This window comes from Mesorhizobium sp. M0217 (assembly GCF_040321955.1).
In the GTDB taxonomy this organism is placed as follows: domain Bacteria; phylum Pseudomonadota; class Alphaproteobacteria; order Rhizobiales; family Rhizobiaceae; genus Mesorhizobium.
Map to the genome: position 1 here is coordinate 209809 of NZ_JAMYSN010000003.1, position 17011 is coordinate 226819.

Here is a 17011-nt window from a genome sequence, read left to right on the forward strand (position 1 = left end):
CCGGGATGACTGTAGCGCTCGCAGCCACCTTCGCACCAGCCGTCCGGTTCGACCATGCCGGCCGCCACGACCAACCCATCATCGATGCCCGCAACATCGAGGTCGCCTTCAAGGTCGAGCACGGCGTCGTCGACGCGGTGAAGGATGTCTCGTTCCAGCTCTATCGCGGGGAGACGATCGCCATCGTCGGCGAGTCCGGTTCCGGCAAGTCGGTGACGGCGCGCGCTGTCATGGGGCTCTTGTCAAAGCGGGCCACCGTGTCGCCGAAATCCACCATCCACTATTGCGGGCAGGACATACTGAAATTCCCCGAGAGCGCCCGGCGCAAGTTGCGCGGCAATCGCATCTCGATGATCTTCCAGGAGCCGATGAGCTCGCTCAACCCGATCTATACGGTCGGCAGTCAGATCGTCGAGGCGATCAGAGTGCATCGAAAGGTCAGCCGCAAGCAAGCCTGGGCGCGGGCGCTCGAGCTTTTGCGGCATGTCCAGATCCCCGAGCCGGAAGCGCGCATCAAACAGTATCCGCACCAGATGTCGGGCGGGCAGCGCCAGCGCGTGATGATCGCCATGGCGCTCGCCAACGACCCTGATGTGCTGATCGCCGACGAGCCAACGACAGCGCTCGACGTCACGGTGCAAGCACAGATCCTCAATTTGATCCGCAATCTGCAAAAAGAACTCAGGATGGCGGTCATCCTGATCACCCACGACCTCACCGTGGTGCGAAAATTCTCCGACTATGTCTATGTCATGCAGCATGGCGAGATGTGCGAGCACAACGTCACCGAGCGGCTGTTCGCCGACCCGCAGCATGCCTATACCAAGCGGCTGCTCGCTTCAGAGCCGCACGGCAAGCCGCAGCCGCTGCCGGAAAACAGCGGCACCATCCTCGAGGCCCGCGATATGCGCGTCTGCTTCATGCTACGCCATGGCAGCTTCCTGAAGCCGGACTGGCGCGAGCTGGTCGCCGTCGACGATCTCGGCCTGAAGCTTTGCCGCCACGAGACACTGGGGCTGGTCGGCGAATCCGGCTCCGGCAAGACCACCTTCGGTCTCGCCTTGCTCAGGCTCACCGAGGCCAAGCGCGGCGAGGTCAGCTTCGACGGCCAGCCGATCCACGGCCTGTCGCGCGCCGGGATGCGGCCGCTGCGCTCGCGCATGCAGGTCGTTTTTCAGGATCCGTTCTCGTCGCTCAACCCGCGTATGACGATCGGCCAGATCATCGAGGAAGGGCTGGTCGTCAACAGGATCGGCGCGACACGGCGCGAGCGGGTCGGTCGGGTTCGCGACGCCCTGGTCAGCGCCGGCATGCCCGGCGATATCCTGTCGCGGTTCCCGCACGAATTTTCCGGCGGCCAGCGGCAGCGCATCGCCATTGCCCGAGCCATCGCGCTGGAGCCCGAATTCATCCTGCTCGACGAACCGACATCGGCGCTCGACCTTTCGGTGCAGGCGCAGATCATCGACTTGTTGCGCAAGCTGCAGGACGAACGCGGCCTTAGCTATCTCTTCATTTCGCACGACCTCAAGGTGGTGCGCGCGCTCTGCCATCGAGTCATCGTCATGCAGAACGGCAAGATCGTCGAACAGGGACCCGTGAACGAGGTCCTCTCCCATCCCAAGACCGCCTACACCGAACGGCTCGTCAGGGCCGCCTTCGACGTGGCGTAGCAAAGTGCCGGAGGTTTAATAGTGGCAAGACATCCCAGGATCACCTTCATTGGCGCGGGTTCGACCGTGTTCATGAAGAACATTGTCGGCGACGTGCTGCAGCGGCCATCGCTGTCAGGCGCGACGATCGCGCTGATGGACATCAATCCGCAGCGGCTGGAAGAGAGCGCCATCGTCGTCAACAAGCTGATTGAGACGCTGGGCGTGAAGGCGAAGGCCGAGACCTATTCCGACCAGCGCAGGGCGCTCGCCGGCGCCGACTTCGTCGTCGTCGCCTTCCAGATCGGCGGCTTTGAGCCCTGCACCGTCACCGATTTCGAGGTGCCGAAGAAATACGGCCTGCGCCAGACCATTGCCGACACGCTCGGCGTCGGCGGCATCATGCGCGGCCTCCGGACCGTGCCGCATCTGTGGAAGATCTGCGAGGACATGCTGGCCGTCTGCCCCGACGCGATCATGCTGCAATACGTCAACCCGATGGCGATCAACACCTGGGCGATCTCAGAGAAATACCCTGAGATCAAGCAGGTAGGCCTCTGCCACTCGGTGCAAGGCACGGCGATGGAACTGGCGCACGATCTCGACATTCCCTACGACGAGATACGCTACCGCTCGGCCGGCATCAACCACATGGCCTTCTACCTGAAGTTCGAGCACCTGCAGCCGGATGGGTCTTACCGCAACCTCTATCCGGACCTGGTCCGCGCCTATCGCGAGGGCAGGGCGCCGAAGCCGGGCTGGAACCCGCGCTGCCCCAACAAGGTGCGCTACGAGATGCTGACGCGTCTCGGCTATTTCGTCACCGAAAGCTCCGAGCATTTCGCCGAATACACGCCCTATTTCATCAAGGAAGGCCGGCCCGACCTGATCGAGAAATTCGGCATTCCGCTCGACGAATATCCCAAGCGCTGCATCGAACAGATCGAGCGCTGGAAGGCCGAGGCCTATCGCTCGGCCGACCGCATCGAGGTCGAGCAATCGAAGGAATACGCGTCCTCGATCATGAACTCGGTGTGGACCGGGGAGCCTTCGGTGATCTACGGCAATGTCCGCAACAATGGCTGCATCACCTCGCTGCCGGACAATTGCGCCGCCGAGGTGCCGTGTCTGGTGGACGCCTCCGGCATCCAGCCGACCTATATTGGCGAGCTGCCGCCGCAACTCACCGCGTTGATACGCACCAACATCAATGTGCAGGAACTGACGGTGCAGGCGTTGATGACCGAAAACCGCGAGCACATCTACCACGCGGCGATGATGGACCCGCATACGGCGGCCGAACTCGATCTCGACCAGATCTGGGCGCTGGTCGATGAGTTGCTGGCGACGCATGGCGACTGGCTGCCGACCTGGGCGCGTGGGAGCGCCAAGGTCCGGGCCGCCTGAGCGCTGCTGCGGCGGTATCTACTCCACCGTCAGGCCTCCGGTGGCGCCGGCAACCGGTGGCGCAGTTCCTCGACCAGCACGCGCTCGTTCTCCGAATAGTCGATCGGAACGACGACGAGATGGACGCCACCGCCGGCAAAGGCCTGTTCAAGCGTCGATTGTATTTCTGAGACGGCGCCGACCCTGGTTCCCTTGGCGCCATAGGCCTCGGCATAGCGGACGAAATCGGGATTGCCGAAGGTCATGCCGAAATCGGGGAACTGGTCGACCGCCTGCTTCCAGCGGATCATGCCGAAAGCATTGTCCTCGATGATCAGCACGACCAAATTGAGCTTCAGCCTGACGGCGGTTTCCAGTTCCTGGCTGTTCATCATGAAGCCGCCATCGCCGCAGATCGCCATGACGCGGCGTGCGGGATAGAGCATCGCGGCCGTCATCGCCGAGGGCAGGCCGGCGCCCATCGTGGCCAGGGCGTTGTCGAGCAGCAAAGTGTTGGCGACGCGCGTGCGGTAATTGCGCGCGAACCAGATCTTGTACATGCCGTTGTCGAGCGCCAGGATGCCATCGGCCGGCATCACCGCGCGCACGTCATGAACCAGACGCTGCGGCGTGAAACGGTCTTCGGTGGCGCGGGCGGCAATGCGGGTCAAAATGCCTTCGCGCAATGGCAGCAACGCTTGCGCGTTGGGGATCTTGCCCTCGATCCGGTCGGCAAGCAGCCTGAGCGAAGCGCCGATGTCACCGATCACTTCGGTCTGCGGGAAATAGACCTGCTCGACATTGGCTGGCTGGTAACCGACATGGATCACCTTCGGTCCCTTGTCGCCCATAATGAAGGGCGGCTTCTCGATCGTGTCGTGGCCGATGGTGATGATGAGGTCGGCCTGTTCTATCGCCTCATGCACATAGTCGCGCTCCGACAGCGCCGCTGTGCCCATGTAGAGTTCGGTGCCGCCGGGCACCGTGCCCTTGCCCATCTGGGTGGTGAAATAGGGAATGCCGGTTCTGATGACGAACTGGGCGAGGTCGGAGGTCGAGCGCGGCCGCGACGCGGCGGCGCCCAGCATCGCCAGCGGCCGCTGCGCCTTGATGATCATCTCAGCGGCACGGTCGAGCGCCAGCGGGCTGGCCAGCGGAAGCTCGACCGGATGCGGCGGGATCAGCGCGACATCGTCGCACTCCTCGGCCGCGATGTCTTCGGGCAGTTCCAGATGCACCGGCCCCGGACGCTCCTCCTCGGCAATCCGAAACGCTTCGCGCACCACGGCGGGAATGGTCTTCGCCGAGATGATCTGACGTGACAGCTTGGTCAACGGCTTCATCGCGGCGACGATGTCGACGATCTGGAAGCGGGCCTGGCGCGACGAGCGGATGCCCTTCTGCCCGGTGATCATGATCATCGGCATGGCGCCGAGCAGCGCATAGGCGGCACCCGTCGTCAGGTTCAGGGCGCCGGGTCCCAGCGTGGTGATGCACACACCTGGCTTGCCGGTGAGCCTGCCATGGGTGGCGGCCATGAACGCCGCCGCCTGCTCATGACGGGTGAGGATGAGCTGGATCGAGGATTTGCGGATGGATTCGACGACGTCCAGGTTTTCTTCGCCGGGAATGCCGAAGATGCGATCGACGCCCTCATTCTCGAGGGCGGCAACAAGCAGGTCAGAACCTTTGGGCACGAAGCATCTCCTGGGCAAAGCGGCGGCGAACCGCGTCGGGATATGATCAGACATAGTGCTGGCAAAGTCCTACCGCGAGGCGCGGCCGCCGCCAATATCGCTCTGCCTTACAGATCCTTCCGTTTCCTGAATTGGCCGGGCGAGACGCCGGCGTGGCGCCTGAAGGCGGTGGAGAAGGCGGCTTCCGAGCTGTAGCCGACCGCCTCGGCGACTTGGCCCAGGCTCTTGCCCTCGTGCAGCAGCCGGCTGGCCTGCCGCATGCGGCAGCCGAAGAGATAGGCCATGGGCGCTTCGCCGACGAGATCGCGAAAGCGGGCGGCAAAGGTTGCCCTGGAGAGCCCGACCGCGCGTGCCAGGGTCTCGATCGTCCAGTCGTGGCCATAGGCTTCATGCAGGGTCGCGAGCGCTCTGGCGATCGCGGGGTCCTGCAATCCCCTCAGCCAACCTGGATTGTCCATGCTTTCCAGACCGGAGCGCAAGGCGCGCGTGACGATGGCCCCAGACAGGCGAGCCATTACTACGTCGCTGCCGGGACCTTCGTCGGTCGCTTCCACCAGCAAGGCCTCGACATAGCCACGCAGCCATTTGGGCAGACGGCCATTCGATCCCCGGATGTGAACGATGCGCGGCAGGCCGGCAAGTGCCGGATGGTCGGCGTCGCGAAAGGCGAAGGCGCCGCACAGGATGACGGTCTTTTCGCCTTCGCCGCCGCTGCGAATACGCCCGGCTGCGGTTTGGGTCGCCAGTTCGGCGGCGGGGACGTTCGCGCTTTTGAGCGCGCCGGGCGACCGCAGCACATGCGGATCGGCGCGCGGTGCAATGATCAGGTCGCCGGCATCGAGAGGCTCGACATCTTCCTCACCGAACACCGCCTCGCATCGCCCCTTGATGACGACGTGAATGCCGCGAAGTCCAGCCTGGCTGAACGAGATCGCCCAGGGCGCGGCCAGTTCGAGGCGCCGGTACCCGGCGGCTGCGAAGTGCAATTCGCGCATGAGGGTAGCCAGGAGATCCACGCTTCGCTCCAGAAACAGACGATCGATAAATCAATCCAGACGCTGTCGAATAGCGCGCCGGCCTTACTGGACCTAGCTATGCCCGACAGGCCGCTTGCCGGCGATAACGAAACTCAGGAGTTATTCATGCCGCCAATCGAGCTTTTTGTCGCGCAGCTTTGTCCCTATGCGCACCGTGTCAGGCTCGCCCTTGCCGAGAAAGGCCTGCAGGCGACGGAAATCGAAATCGATCTGCGCAACAAGCCGGCGTGGTTCCTGAAACTCACGCCGACGGGAAAGGTGCCGCTGCTGCGCCATCAGGGGCAATATGTCAGGGAGTCGGCGATCATCTGCGAATATCTCGATGATGCATTCCCCGAACGGCCGATTTTCCCCAGGGATGCTCATGCCCGCGCTGAGGCGCGCATCTGGATCAGCTTCGCCGACACGCAGCTTTACGCCAGGACGGCAACCATGATGCACAGTTCCGACGCTATGGTTCATGAGCGGATCAAGGCCCAGCTTGGCGACGCCCTGCGCTTTGTGGAACAGCATGCCTTTGCGAGGCGAGGGGCGGACGAACGGTTTTTGCTGGGCTCGGAATTCAGCGCCGCCGACGTCGCCTTCTATCCCTGGTTCGAACAGCTGTGCGTGCTTGAGAAATATCTGGGCTTTGCCATGCCGACCGAATGCGAGCGCCTGCTGCGGTGGCAGGAAACGGTTGCCGCCAGGGAGGCGGTGCGGACCTGCGCAAGGTCGCCCGGCTTCTACCTGGAATCCTATGGCCGGCTTCTCGCGGCCTGAGACGAGCGGGCAAACGGAAAAAAATTCCTCACTATGGTGCTGCAAGGTCAGTCATTTGCTTCTTGCGGCAGGCGCAAGCCTGTAAATATGCGGCATCAAGCAGGTCCGCGAGAGGTGAGAGAAACATGCCCAATCCAACCGTCGTCGGGTTTTCCGGCAATTTCACCCGGCCGTCCAAGACGCGCGGCTTCGTCGACCAGGTCGTCAGGGACATTGCGCGCCAGCATGGATTGTCGGCGAGTACCTACGACATCGAAGACCTCGGCCCCTCACTTGGCGCTGCCAAATGGGCGCGCGATCTCGACGGTCAGGCGCGGGCAATCTTCGACAGCGTCGTCAATGCCGATGTGCTGGTGGTGGGGTCGCCGACCTACAAGGGCAGCTACACCGGCCTGTTCAAGCACTTCTTCGATCTGTTCGATCCCGCTTCCTTGCGCGGCAAGCCGGTGGTGCTGCTTGCCACCGGCGGTAACGATCGCCACGCGTTGATCGTCGAGCACCAGTTGCGGCCGCTGTTCGGCTTCTTCGAGGCGCTGACGCTGCCGACAGGGGTCTATGCCACGGACAAGGACTTTTCCGACGGCGTGCTGCGGGCCGAACCCATCCTGAAGCGCGTCGATCAGGTTGTCGGCGAGGTCGGGCTGGTGCTGGCCAATCGCTCGGCAGCCGGCGTTGCTGCCGGATAGCACGCAGATTTTTACGTCATCCGCAAATCAATACCCCGCCGGCCAGGCCTGGCGGGGTATCGCCGTGCAAAGGTTCCCGCGCTTGCGGTCATCCTGAGCGACGATGACAACGCGGCTTGGCCAACTCCGAAATCCATTTCAGACGGATTTATCGCGATAACTAGTTCCTGTCCGCCGGCTTCGAACGCATCCTTGACACGGTCTCGCGCTCGGCGCGCTTGGAGCGCAGCGGCGGCAGGCCACGGTCGATCAGGTCCATGTCTTCCAGAACCATGTCGCCCATGCGCTTGAAGGCGATGTCAAGCGCACCGGCGCGGTGGGCGGAGCGCAGGAAGCCGGGGATCGCACGGACCGGATGGTCCTGCGCCAGCGGTTCTTCAGGGAAGACATCGCTGGCGGCGACGATGTGGCCGCTTTTCACCGCCGCCATCAGGGCAGGGAAGTCGACGACGCCGGCGCGGCTGAGCAGGATGAAGGCGGCGCCCTTGCGCATACTTGCAAAGGCCTCAGCGCCGAGGAAACCCTGGTTCTCCGAGGTCACCGAAGCGACGACGAAGACGAAATCGCTTGATGTCAGCACCTCGGCCAGCGAGGCCGGCTCGACGCCATTGTCGATCAGGATAGACGGCGGCAGCCAAGGGTCGAAGACCTTGGTGCGGGTGCGAAAACCCGACAGCAGTCGGTTGAGCGCACGGCCGAGATCGCCGAAGCCGATGATGCCGACATCGGCGCCGGACAGAAGCCGCGCCGTCAAATTGCCGTCACCGCCCCACAGCTCCTCGCCTTTGCGGAAGGCGAGGTCAGCATCGACGATGTTGCGGGCGAGGTTGAGCGCCATGGCGAGGCCAAGCTCGGCCACCGGCTCGGCGAAGACGAGGCCGGTGGTGACGACATGGATGCCGCGCGCAAACAGCGTCTCATAGGGCATGTTGTTGATGAGGTTGGTCTCGACATTGAAGACGCAACGCAGCGCCTGCATCCGGTCCAAGGTCTCGGGCGAGATCGGCGGCTGGCCGATAATATAGCGGGCTTCGGCAAGCACGTCGGCGGGCAAGTTCGCCACGCCCTCGGCCGTCGTCTCGACGACGCGGTAATGCGCTTTGAGGCGCGCCAGCTGCGGTGAGGTGAAGATCAGGTCGAGCGTGCGTGGTTCCGGCGCGCTGATGACCAGCGGCAGGGCCTTGTTTGGCATAACGATTCCTCCCCGGCGCGATCCGTATCGCGTATTTTGCTTTGCACTTGTGGTAGTCCCCAAAACCGCTTGCCGCCGTCCGGCGGCATGTGCTTGAGGGGTAAAATACCCACGATCAAACGATTTACAACTCCGGGAGGGGCCGCCGATCGCGCGACTCGAGCCTTGCCGGGTTTTGATGCGGGAATCCGTTGGCTCGCCAGGCAACGGCCCTGAGGGCTCCTTCCCTTCTCCCCCCCTGTGGGAGAAGGTGCAGTCAAAACGGATAGTGCTGCCCCGGATCCTCGATGGTCAGCCAGCGCAGGTCGGTGAACTCGGCGATCGAGGCCTTGCCGCCGAAGCGGCCGTAGCCTGAACCCTTGACGCCGCCGAACGGCATTTGCGCCTCGTCGCCGACGGTCGGGCCGTTGATGTGGCAGATACCGGCTTCGATGCGCGCGGCAACCGCCATGGCACGGCGGATGTCGCGGCTGAACACGGCTGAAGACAGGCCGTATTCGGTGTCGTTGGCGACACGTACCGCTTCGTCCTCGCCCTCAACGCGGATCACGGGCTTGACCGGGCCGAAGGATTCTTCCGAATAGACGCGCATCGCCGGCGTCACGTGGTCGAGCAATGTCGCCTCGACCACGGTTCCGGTGCGCTTGCCGCCGGCCACAAGCCTGGCGCCCTTGGCGACGGCGTCGGCAACCAGTTCTTCCATCTTGTCGGCGGCCTGGCTGCTGATCAGCGAACCGAGCACGACATGGCCGCGCGGGTCGCCGGCCGGCAGCTGCGCCGCGCGGACGGCGAGCTTGGCGACGAATTCGTCGGCGACCTTTTCATCAACGACCAGACGCTCGGTCGACATGCAGATCTGGCCCTGATGCATGTAGGCGCCGAAGGTCGCCGCATTGACCGCGGCGTCGATGTCGGCATCGTCCAGCACGACCAGCGGCGCCTTGCCGCCAAGTTCGAGCAGCGCTGGCTTCAAGTGACGGCCGGCGAGTTCGGCAATGATCCTGCCGACCTTCGTCGAGCCGGTGAAGTTGACGCGTCTGACTGCTGGGTGCGCGACCAGTGTTTCGACGATTGCCGCTGCGTCCTTGGGGTCATTGGTGACGACATTGATGACGCCCTTGGGCAGGCCGGCCTCGACCAGCACCTGGCCGATCAGCCGGTGCGTGCCTGGGCACATTTCCGAAGCTTTCAGCACAACCGTGTTGCCGCAGGCGATCGGCATGGCGATGGCACGGGTTCCGAGGATGACCGGTGCATTCCACGGCGCGATGCCGAGGCAGACGCCGGCCGGCTGGCGGATCGCCATGGCCAGCGTGCCGGGCTTGTCGGAGGGAATGACCTCGCCCGAAATCTGCGTCGTCATGGCGGCTGCCTCGCGCAGCATTTTGGCGGCGAGCATGACGTTGAAGCCAGCCCAGGGGCCGGTCGCGCCGGTTTCTTCCATCATCAACTTGGTGAATTCGCCGACCTTGGAGTCCATGACATCGGCCGCCTTGGACAGCAAAGCGCGGCGCTCGCCCGGACCGGTCTTCGACCACGTCTTGAAAGCGGCAGCAGCGGCTTCGACCGCGGCATTGGCGTCGGCGATGCTGGCTGCGGCAGCGCGGGTCGCCAGCTTGCCGGTGAACGGGTCCATGCGCTCGTAAGAGGCTGAGCCGGAGGCATCCCTTTTGTCGCCGTCGATCAGAAGTCCGATGTCCATTGTTCTCTCCCTCGCTCGCCGTGGAGCGTCTTTTCTATCAATTATCGACCACGATCTGATCCGAACACCGGCTCCCACTTTTCGGGATCATGGTCTAGAAGCCGAGCACCTCGGCATTGATCGATGCTTCAAGCCCACCGTCAACAGGCACATTGGCGCCGTTGACCCAGCGTGCGCCGTCCGAGCACAGGAACAGCACGACAGGCGCGATGTCGCCCGAGGTTCCGGCGCGTCCGACCCTGGCGATGTCGCTGTCGACGCGGGCGTCACCCAGCACATTGCGGAACTGTTTGAGGATCGGCGTCTCGACCGGGCCGGGGCTCACTGCATTGACGCGGATGCCGCGGCTCCTGAACAGGTCCTGATGCGCGGCGCGCTGCGTCCACAACAGCAGCAGCTCCTTGGAAACGGGATAGCCTTCCTCGTTCTTCACCTGATGGTCGGCGATCATCTTCGCCACATCGGGAAAGCCTTCGATGCCGACCATCGATGCCGCGCGGTTGAGATTGGCGCGCCAGCCATAGCCGGCGATCGAGGCGACGTTGACTACGGTGCCGCCTTCACGAAGTCTTGGTGCGAGGCCTTCCGAGAGCGCGCGCAGGCCGTAGAAGTTGACGGCCAGTGTCGACACCGCACCGGTGTTGCCGGGGAGGCCGGCGACATTGCAGAGCGCATCGATGCGCTGCGGCAGGCGCCCGAGGAGATCGTCGACGCCGGCCTTGGATGAGATGTCAGCCTTGACGAAACTGCCGGCCGATGCTGCCGGTTCACGCATATCGACGCCGATCACGTCAGCGCCCAGTTGGCCGGCAAGTTCGGCCGTGCGAGCGCCGATACCAGAGGCGACACCGGTGATGAGGATGGTCTTGCCGAACAGCATGGTCACGCCTTTTCACTATGCGTTGCGGCCTGTTGCGGCGAAGGCGTCGCGTCACTATCGCCGGCGTTTGCCGGCAGCCTGACCCGGTAGCCGACCGGTAGCAGGCGCAGGCCAAGGCGCTCCTCCAGCGTTCCCCACACGCCGCGCGGCAGGAACAGCGAGAACAGCACCGCCGTGGCGCCGAGGCCGATCAGATACCAGACGCCGGTGCCGCCGAACCAGGTCTCGATGAGGAAGAACAGCAGCGCACCCAGAATGGCGCCCTCGAAGGTGCCGATGCCGCCGACCAGCACCATGAAGATCATGTAGGCGGTCCACTGGACGTTGAAGTAGGTTTTCGGCTGGAAGGTGATCGACGTGGCCAACCACAGCGCGCCGGCCATGCCGATGCCGAAGGCGGCGAGCACGAAGAGCAGCCGCTTGGTTCCGGTGACGCGCACGCCGACCGATGCCGCGGCCTCCTCATTGTCCCTGATGGCGCGGATGGCCGCACCCGTGCTGCCGCGCAGCAGGCTAAACAGGGTGGCGAGCAGCGCCGTCATCGCGGCCAGCGCCAGCCAGTAGATCGTCGCCCGCCTGGAACCGGCGTCATAGACGTTGAGCGAGATCAGCGACGTCCCGGTCTCGCCTTGCACCAGCCGGTCGAGATTGACCAGGAGATGGGTGAGCGCCGCGATCACCCACATGCCGATGGCGAACTCGCCGTTCCTGAGCCGCAGCATGAACAGCGACATCGGCCAGGAGATCGCGCCGACAATGATCGCGGAGACGAACAGCGAGGCGAACGGGTTGAGGCCGGCATCGGCCAGGCGGATGGTGAAATAGGCGCCGAGGCCGAAGAACACTTGCTGTCCCACCGAAACCAGCCCGCCGAAGCCGGCCAGCGCGTTCCACATCGCTGCCAGGATCACATAGATGAACAAGGCGGTCACGCGGTCGACGGCGCCGGCCGACAGGAAATGCGGCGCGACGCCAAGTAGCGCGATGATGACGCCGACCGCAATCGCCGAGATGCGCGAGGCGGAGGTGCCGCGCTCGATAGCGGGGGCGTTTAAAACCGCGCTCATGATGCTTTCCTCGCGGGCAGGCGCAGCAGGCCGCGCAGGCCGAGGCCGCAGGTGGAGAGCCGGATGAACAGCACGATCAGGAAGGCGACATGGCCGCCGATCAGAAAACCTTGCGGATGGATCTGCGCGCCGAGCGTCTGGGCGAGCGCCAGAACGATGCCGCCGACCAGCGTGCCCCATAGCGAACCGGCGCCGCCGATCACCGCCGCCTCGAAAGCGAACAGCAATTGAGGTGCGCCGGTATAGGGATCGAAGGTGGCGCGCATGCCGAGGAAGGCACCGGCAAGACCGACCGTGACCATGGCGATGGCGGCCGCGAGGGCGTTGGCGCGGCGCGCATCGACGCCGACGAGACCGGCCGTGTCGGGATCTTCCGACGTGGCGCGGATCGAGCGGCCAAGCCTGGTGTTGGTAAGGAACAGCTGCAGTCCGCCAAGCAATATGACGGCGGCGGCGAACATGATCACGGCAAGCTTGCCGACATAGATGCTGCCCGGCCATTCCCAGGAATCGTAGGAGAGGCTGCCGATATAGGGCGCCAGCGAACGTGTGTCGGCGCCGAACTGCTCGAACAGCGCATTGTCGATGACGATGGCGAGGCCGAACGTGGTCAGGATCGGCAGCAGCGCGCCTCCACGGGCGCTGCGCTCGAGCAGGAAGCGCTGCAGCGCCCAGCCGATGGCCGCCATCAGCGGCAGCACGATGAGCAGGCCGACGAAGGGCGAGATATGGAATTGCGAGGCGAGCCACCACAGCGCATAGGCGGAAAACACGGCCAGGCTGCCATGCGCGAGGTTGATTATGCGCATCACCGAAAACATGAAGGAGAGGCCGCAGGCGATAAGCGCGTAGTAGCCGCCGAGCAGGATGCCCTGGACGATCTGGTTGCTCATGCCGGCACACTCCCGGCGCTTTTTCTGTGCAGACCGAAATAGGCTTTCGTCACTTCATCGCGGGACATGCCCTTGCTCGGGCCTTCCAGCGCGACGCGGCCTTCGAGCATGCAGATGACCTTGTCCGAGACCGAGAGCGCGCGATTGAGGTCCTGTTCGACCAGGATGATCGTCGTGCCGGAGCTGATCAGGCCTTGCAGCGAAGCGTATACGCGGTCGACCACCAGCGGCGACAGGCCGAGCGAGACCTCGTCGAGCAGCAGCAGTTCGGGATTGCTCATCAAAGCGCGGCCGATGGCGGTGGCCTGCTGCTCGCCACCGGAGAGATGCCCGGTCTTGGCATGGCGGCGCGGCTTCAGATTGGGGAACGTGTCGAGCACTCGTTCCACGCTCCAGTCGCCGGGACGGCCGGCGGTCTTGCCAAGCAGGAGGTTCTCCTCGACCGTCATTTGCACGAACAGTTTTCGCCCTTCCGGCACCAGCGCGACGCCCATGCCGACGCGCTTGTGCGAGGGAACGCCGGTGATATCGGCGCCATTCAGCAGCACGCGGCCGGCCGTCGGCTCATGGGCGCCGGCGATCGCCCGCAGCAGCGTCGTCTTGCCGGCGCCGTTGGCGCCGACCAGCGCCAGCGTTTCGCCGCGCTCGATCGTAAAGCTCACACCGCGCACCGCCTGCAACAGGCCATGGCGGACGACCAGATTCTCGATTGCGAGCAGGCTCATTTCGGGCCTCCGCCGAGATAGGCGCGCACGACTTCCGGGTCGGCCATCACCGCTTGCGGCTCGCCATCGGCGATGATCTTGCCGGCGTCCATACAGATCAGCCGCTCTGCCACCTGCAGCAGGATGTGGACGATGTGCTCGATCCAGACGATGCCGATCTTGCGGCGGCGCAATTCCTTGATGGTATCGACAAGTTCGCTCGCCTCGCCATCGGTCAGTCCGCCGCCGATCTCGTCGAGCAGAAGCAGCGTAGGCCTTGCCGCGAGCGCGCGGGCAAGTTCCAGCCGCTTGCGGTCGAGCAGGCCGAGCGTTTCGGCGCGCCGGTTGGCCACGCCCATCATGCCGCACAGTTTCAGCGACTCCAGCGCCTCTTCATAGGCCTCGTCGCGGGCGAGACCGGCGCCATGCGACGCGGCAACAAAAACGTTCTCGAACGTGGTCATGCCGCTGAACGGCTTGGGCACCTGGTGCGTGCGCACCAGGCCGAGACGACAGCGCGCTGTAGCCGGCATCGCGGTCACATCGCCACCCTTGAAGGCGACCGTGCCGGCGCTCGGCGGGAAGGCGCCTGATAAGATGCTGAGCAGCGTCGTCTTGCCGGCGCCGTTCGGGCCGACGATGCCGACGGCCTCATCGGCATTCATGGCGAAGTCGACATCGTCGAGCACCACCAGCGCGCCGAAGCGTTTCTGGATGCCGGCAGCGTGGAGGATCGCGGCGTTTGCTGAACCGTTCACGATGCGATCCCCGTAGCCGTCCGTCAGCCGTTATACGGCTGGAGCTTGGCCTCGACCGGAACCTTCGGGTCGGTGGCGTTCTCGGTCACGACGTAGTCGAGCGGGAATTTGCCGCCTTCCTTGGCCGCCACCCATTGGGTGCCGATGATCGGGCCGGGAGAGACATTGGCGACCGGGCCGCTGGTGAAGTCGACCTTGCCGATCATGGTCTCGGTGTTGAGCGTGCTCAGCGCCTTGGCGACGGCCGCCTTGTCCTTGGCGTCGGTGCTTGCCTTCAGCGCCTCGAAGCCGGCGTCGAGCAGCGACATCGAGGCGCCGAGCTGCTGCGTCCATTGCTTGCCGCTGGCGGCCTCATAACCGTCGGCCAGTTCGATTCCCGAAACGCCGGTCAGCGGCGACTTGTAGGGAAAGGCCTTGTGCCAGTAAGCGGCGCTCGAAATCTTGTTGCCGAGATCGCCCAGCGCCTCGATGTCGGACGGGAACAATCCGGTCTTGGCGACCTGGCAGATCTTGATCTGCTTGATCAGGCCTTGCTGTGCAGCCTGACGCCAGAAGGCGGCGAAGTCCGGCGGGATCGGGAAGGAGTTGAAGATCTCGACGCCTTCCTGCTTGAACAGCGCGATCTGCGAGGAATAGTCGGTGGTGCCGGTCTCGTAGGCGCCGGGATCGACGATGGTGAAACCCTGCTTTGCCAGCAACGGCGCCAGATGGGTGCGGATGGCATTGCCGTCTGCGTCGTTGGGATACATGACGCCGACCTTCTTGTTGGTCTCGATCAGGTTCCATTGCGAGATGTAGGTCCGGAAGAACTCGTCGACGCCGAAGCCGAAATGATAGGTCCATTTGAACGGCGAGGGTTCGCCGGGCTTGGCGCCGCGGCCGAAATACCAGGCCTCCCACGGCATGACGGTGGAGAGGCAAGGCACGCCGGCGGCTTCGCAGGCGTCGGCGACCGGGTTGATCACCTCCGGCGTCGACACCGCCAGCATCAGGTCGACGGCCTGGTTGTTGATGAGGTCCTTGGCGAGCTGGCCGGCGCGCGACGGGTCGGATTGCGTGTCCTGGTCGATGATCTCGACACTGTATTTCTTGCCGCCGATGTCGAGGCCGTTGGCGAGCGCCTTGCGGGCGAGATCGAGCACATAGCCGTCGGTCTGGCCGAAGCCGGCGAGCGGCCCGGTGCGCGGGCTGACAAAGCCGACCTTCAGCGTGTCGGCGGCCTGCGCGAATGCCTGGCCGCGGCTGAGCGCAAGTGCCGCGCCGCCGGCGAGCGATGTGGCGATGAACTGGCGCCGCGAGACGCCGGATTTGCTTGAGGTCATGCTGGTATTCCTCCCTTTCCTGACGGCACCTGGAGGTCACCGCCGGCCTGCTCAAAATCGATGCCGCCCGTTCTTAAGATCGGAGATCGCCCCGGCAGGCCTTGAGGCGGCAGCGGAACGCCGCCAATGCCGATAACGGCACGATTTCGATCCTCCCATCGTCACAGTGCCCTAGGTGTTTGGTTTGGTAAAATGATATTTTGCGGTGTTTCGTTAACCAACAGGTTATGGAAATACGGCTGAAGGCCCGCTCTGCGCCAGATTGGCGAAAGGTGCTCAGGCGTTCTGGCTGGCCGCCTCGCGAATGGTCTGCAGCAGGATGGTGAAGGCCGGCGAAGGCGCAGTGTCGGTCCGCATCGTCAGGCCGACCGGCCCTTTGGTTTCCTCGGTGTTGACGGGCAAGGCGACGAAGGCGCCGCTGGAGAGTTCGTTGGCGACGACGCCTGTCGATATGATCCAGACCGCATTGCTTTGGCGCAGGAAGGCACGGCCGAAGGAATCCGAGACGGTCTCGATCTCGGTCGCAGGCGCCGTCATGCCGTTGGTGATGAACAGGCGGTCGACGAAGGGGCGGATGACCGACTCCCGCGTCGGCATCAGCACCGGGAATTCATCGAGCCGGGCGAAGATGTCCTGGCCCGGCTGCAGCAGCGGATGGCCGGCCCTCACCACGAACAGCACCGGTTCGGAATAGAGATGCTCGAAGAAGAAGCCGGTCATGTTTTCCGGCGCCGCAAGCCGGCCGACGACGAGATCGAGCGCACCGACGCGCAACTGTTCCAGCAGGACCGCGTTCTCGCCGGTGACGATCTTGATCGCAGCACCGGTATTTTCACTCAGGAACAGGCTTATGGCGCGTGGCATCACCTTGGCCGACACTGTCGGGAGCGCGCCGATGCGGATCGGATGCCGGTTGATGGCGCCGTCCTGGCGGACGGAATCGACGCCGCGCTTCAGTGCCGTGATCGCCGTGCCGGCATGGCCGAGAAAGATTTCGCCAAGCCGTGTCACCCTGATGCCGCGGCCGTCGCGTTCGACGACAGCGATGCCAAGCGCCTCCTCCAATTCGCGCAACGTCTTGGTCACGGCCGGTGGGCTGACATGGAGAAAGTCGGCCGCCCTCGCCACGCTGCCTTGCCGCGCTACCTCAAGGAATGCCTGCAGGTGACGGAACCTTATGCGGCTTTCGGACATGTTCTCATAACCTAGCAGTTAATGAAACGGCGTAAAATATCATTTTACCAAACCAAATGCCTTGTGCAATGTGAACACG

General features: G+C 64.2%; 15 protein-coding genes. 4 read left to right on the forward strand and 11 right to left on the reverse strand.

Annotated features, from left to right (window positions below; genetic code table 11):
- Nucleotides 1-5: 5 nt before the first annotated feature.
- Together NKJ18_RS08020 and NKJ18_RS08025 are read left to right on the forward strand one after the other, a co-directional pair.
- Nucleotides 6-1673, forward strand: coding sequence for an ABC transporter ATP-binding protein (locus NKJ18_RS08020; protein ID WP_352758058.1), 1668 nt, complete (start codon nt 6-8; stop codon nt 1671-1673).
- 21 nt (nt 1674-1694) lie between these two features.
- A complete protein-coding gene (locus tag NKJ18_RS08025) occupies nt 1695-3059 on the forward strand; it encodes an alpha-glucosidase/alpha-galactosidase (RefSeq protein ID WP_352758059.1) in 1365 nt (454 codons plus the stop codon).
- 29 nt (nt 3060-3088) lie between these two features.
- Here the strand turns inward: NKJ18_RS08025 and NKJ18_RS08030 are convergent, their stop codons facing one another.
- Both NKJ18_RS08030 and NKJ18_RS08035 read right to left on the reverse strand, forming a co-directional pair.
- A complete protein-coding gene (locus NKJ18_RS08030) occupies nt 3089-4735 on the reverse strand; it encodes an acetolactate synthase large subunit (protein WP_023829178.1) in 1647 nt (548 codons plus the stop codon).
- A 107-nt stretch (nt 4736-4842) separates the two neighbouring features.
- Nucleotides 4843-5751: an AraC family transcriptional regulator gene (locus NKJ18_RS08035; RefSeq protein ID WP_196813619.1), complete on the reverse strand. Its 909-nt coding sequence runs from the start codon at nt 5749-5751 to the stop codon at nt 4843-4845.
- A gap of 126 nt (nt 5752-5877) precedes the next feature.
- Between NKJ18_RS08035 and NKJ18_RS08040 the strand changes: the two genes are divergently transcribed.
- Nucleotides 5878-6534, forward strand: a complete 657-nt coding sequence (locus NKJ18_RS08040) for a glutathione S-transferase family protein (protein WP_352521544.1) — start codon at nt 5878-5880, stop codon at nt 6532-6534.
- Nucleotides 6535-6659: 125 nt separating this feature from the next.
- The gene (gene msuE / locus NKJ18_RS08045) at nt 6660-7220 is read left to right on the forward strand and encodes an FMN reductase (protein WP_023687920.1); all 561 of its coding nucleotides are present in this window, start codon (nt 6660-6662) and stop codon (nt 7218-7220) included.
- Nucleotides 7221-7380: 160 nt separating this feature from the next.
- Here the strand turns inward: msuE and NKJ18_RS08050 are convergent, their stop codons facing one another.
- The 9 genes from NKJ18_RS08050 to pcaQ form a co-directional block, all read right to left on the reverse strand.
- Entirely contained in the window at nt 7381-8412 is a 1032-nt protein-coding gene (locus NKJ18_RS08050) for a hydroxyacid dehydrogenase (RefSeq protein ID WP_023668143.1), read from the reverse strand.
- Between the two features lie 256 nt (nt 8413-8668).
- Nucleotides 8669-10114, reverse strand: coding sequence for an aldehyde dehydrogenase (locus tag NKJ18_RS08055; RefSeq protein ID WP_352758060.1), 1446 nt, complete (start codon nt 10112-10114; stop codon nt 8669-8671).
- 94 nt (nt 10115-10208) lie between these two features.
- Entirely contained in the window at nt 10209-10994 is a 786-nt protein-coding gene (locus tag NKJ18_RS08060) for a coniferyl-alcohol dehydrogenase (protein WP_023714837.1), read from the reverse strand.
- A gap of 2 nt (nt 10995-10996) precedes the next feature.
- Nucleotides 10997-12061 carry a branched-chain amino acid ABC transporter permease gene (locus NKJ18_RS08065; RefSeq protein ID WP_352758061.1) on the reverse strand — a complete coding sequence of 355 codons (1065 nt, stop codon included), beginning with the start codon at nt 12059-12061 and terminating at the stop codon, nt 10997-10999.
- Nucleotides 12058-12954, reverse strand: coding sequence for a branched-chain amino acid ABC transporter permease (locus NKJ18_RS08070; RefSeq protein ID WP_023749940.1), 897 nt, complete (start codon nt 12952-12954; stop codon nt 12058-12060). The genes NKJ18_RS08065 and NKJ18_RS08070 overlap by 4 nt, the downstream gene beginning before the upstream one ends.
- Nucleotides 12951-13679, reverse strand: coding sequence for an ABC transporter ATP-binding protein (locus tag NKJ18_RS08075; protein WP_023685278.1), 729 nt, complete (start codon nt 13677-13679; stop codon nt 12951-12953). Before NKJ18_RS08075 ends, NKJ18_RS08070 begins: the two co-directional genes overlap by 4 nt.
- On the reverse strand, nt 13676-14416 hold the full coding sequence (locus NKJ18_RS08080; protein WP_502906155.1) for an ABC transporter ATP-binding protein: 741 nt from the start codon (nt 14414-14416) through the stop codon (nt 13676-13678). Before NKJ18_RS08080 ends, NKJ18_RS08075 begins: the two co-directional genes overlap by 4 nt.
- 23 nt (nt 14417-14439) lie before the next feature.
- Nucleotides 14440-15738 carry an ABC transporter substrate-binding protein gene (locus NKJ18_RS08085; protein WP_023733161.1) on the reverse strand — a complete coding sequence of 433 codons (1299 nt, stop codon included), beginning with the start codon at nt 15736-15738 and terminating at the stop codon, nt 14440-14442.
- 276 nt (nt 15739-16014) lie between these two features.
- On the reverse strand, nt 16015-16932 hold the full coding sequence (gene pcaQ, locus NKJ18_RS08090; protein ID WP_023685275.1) for a pca operon transcription factor PcaQ: 918 nt from the start codon (nt 16930-16932) through the stop codon (nt 16015-16017).
- Nucleotides 16933-17011 lie beyond the last annotated feature (79 nt).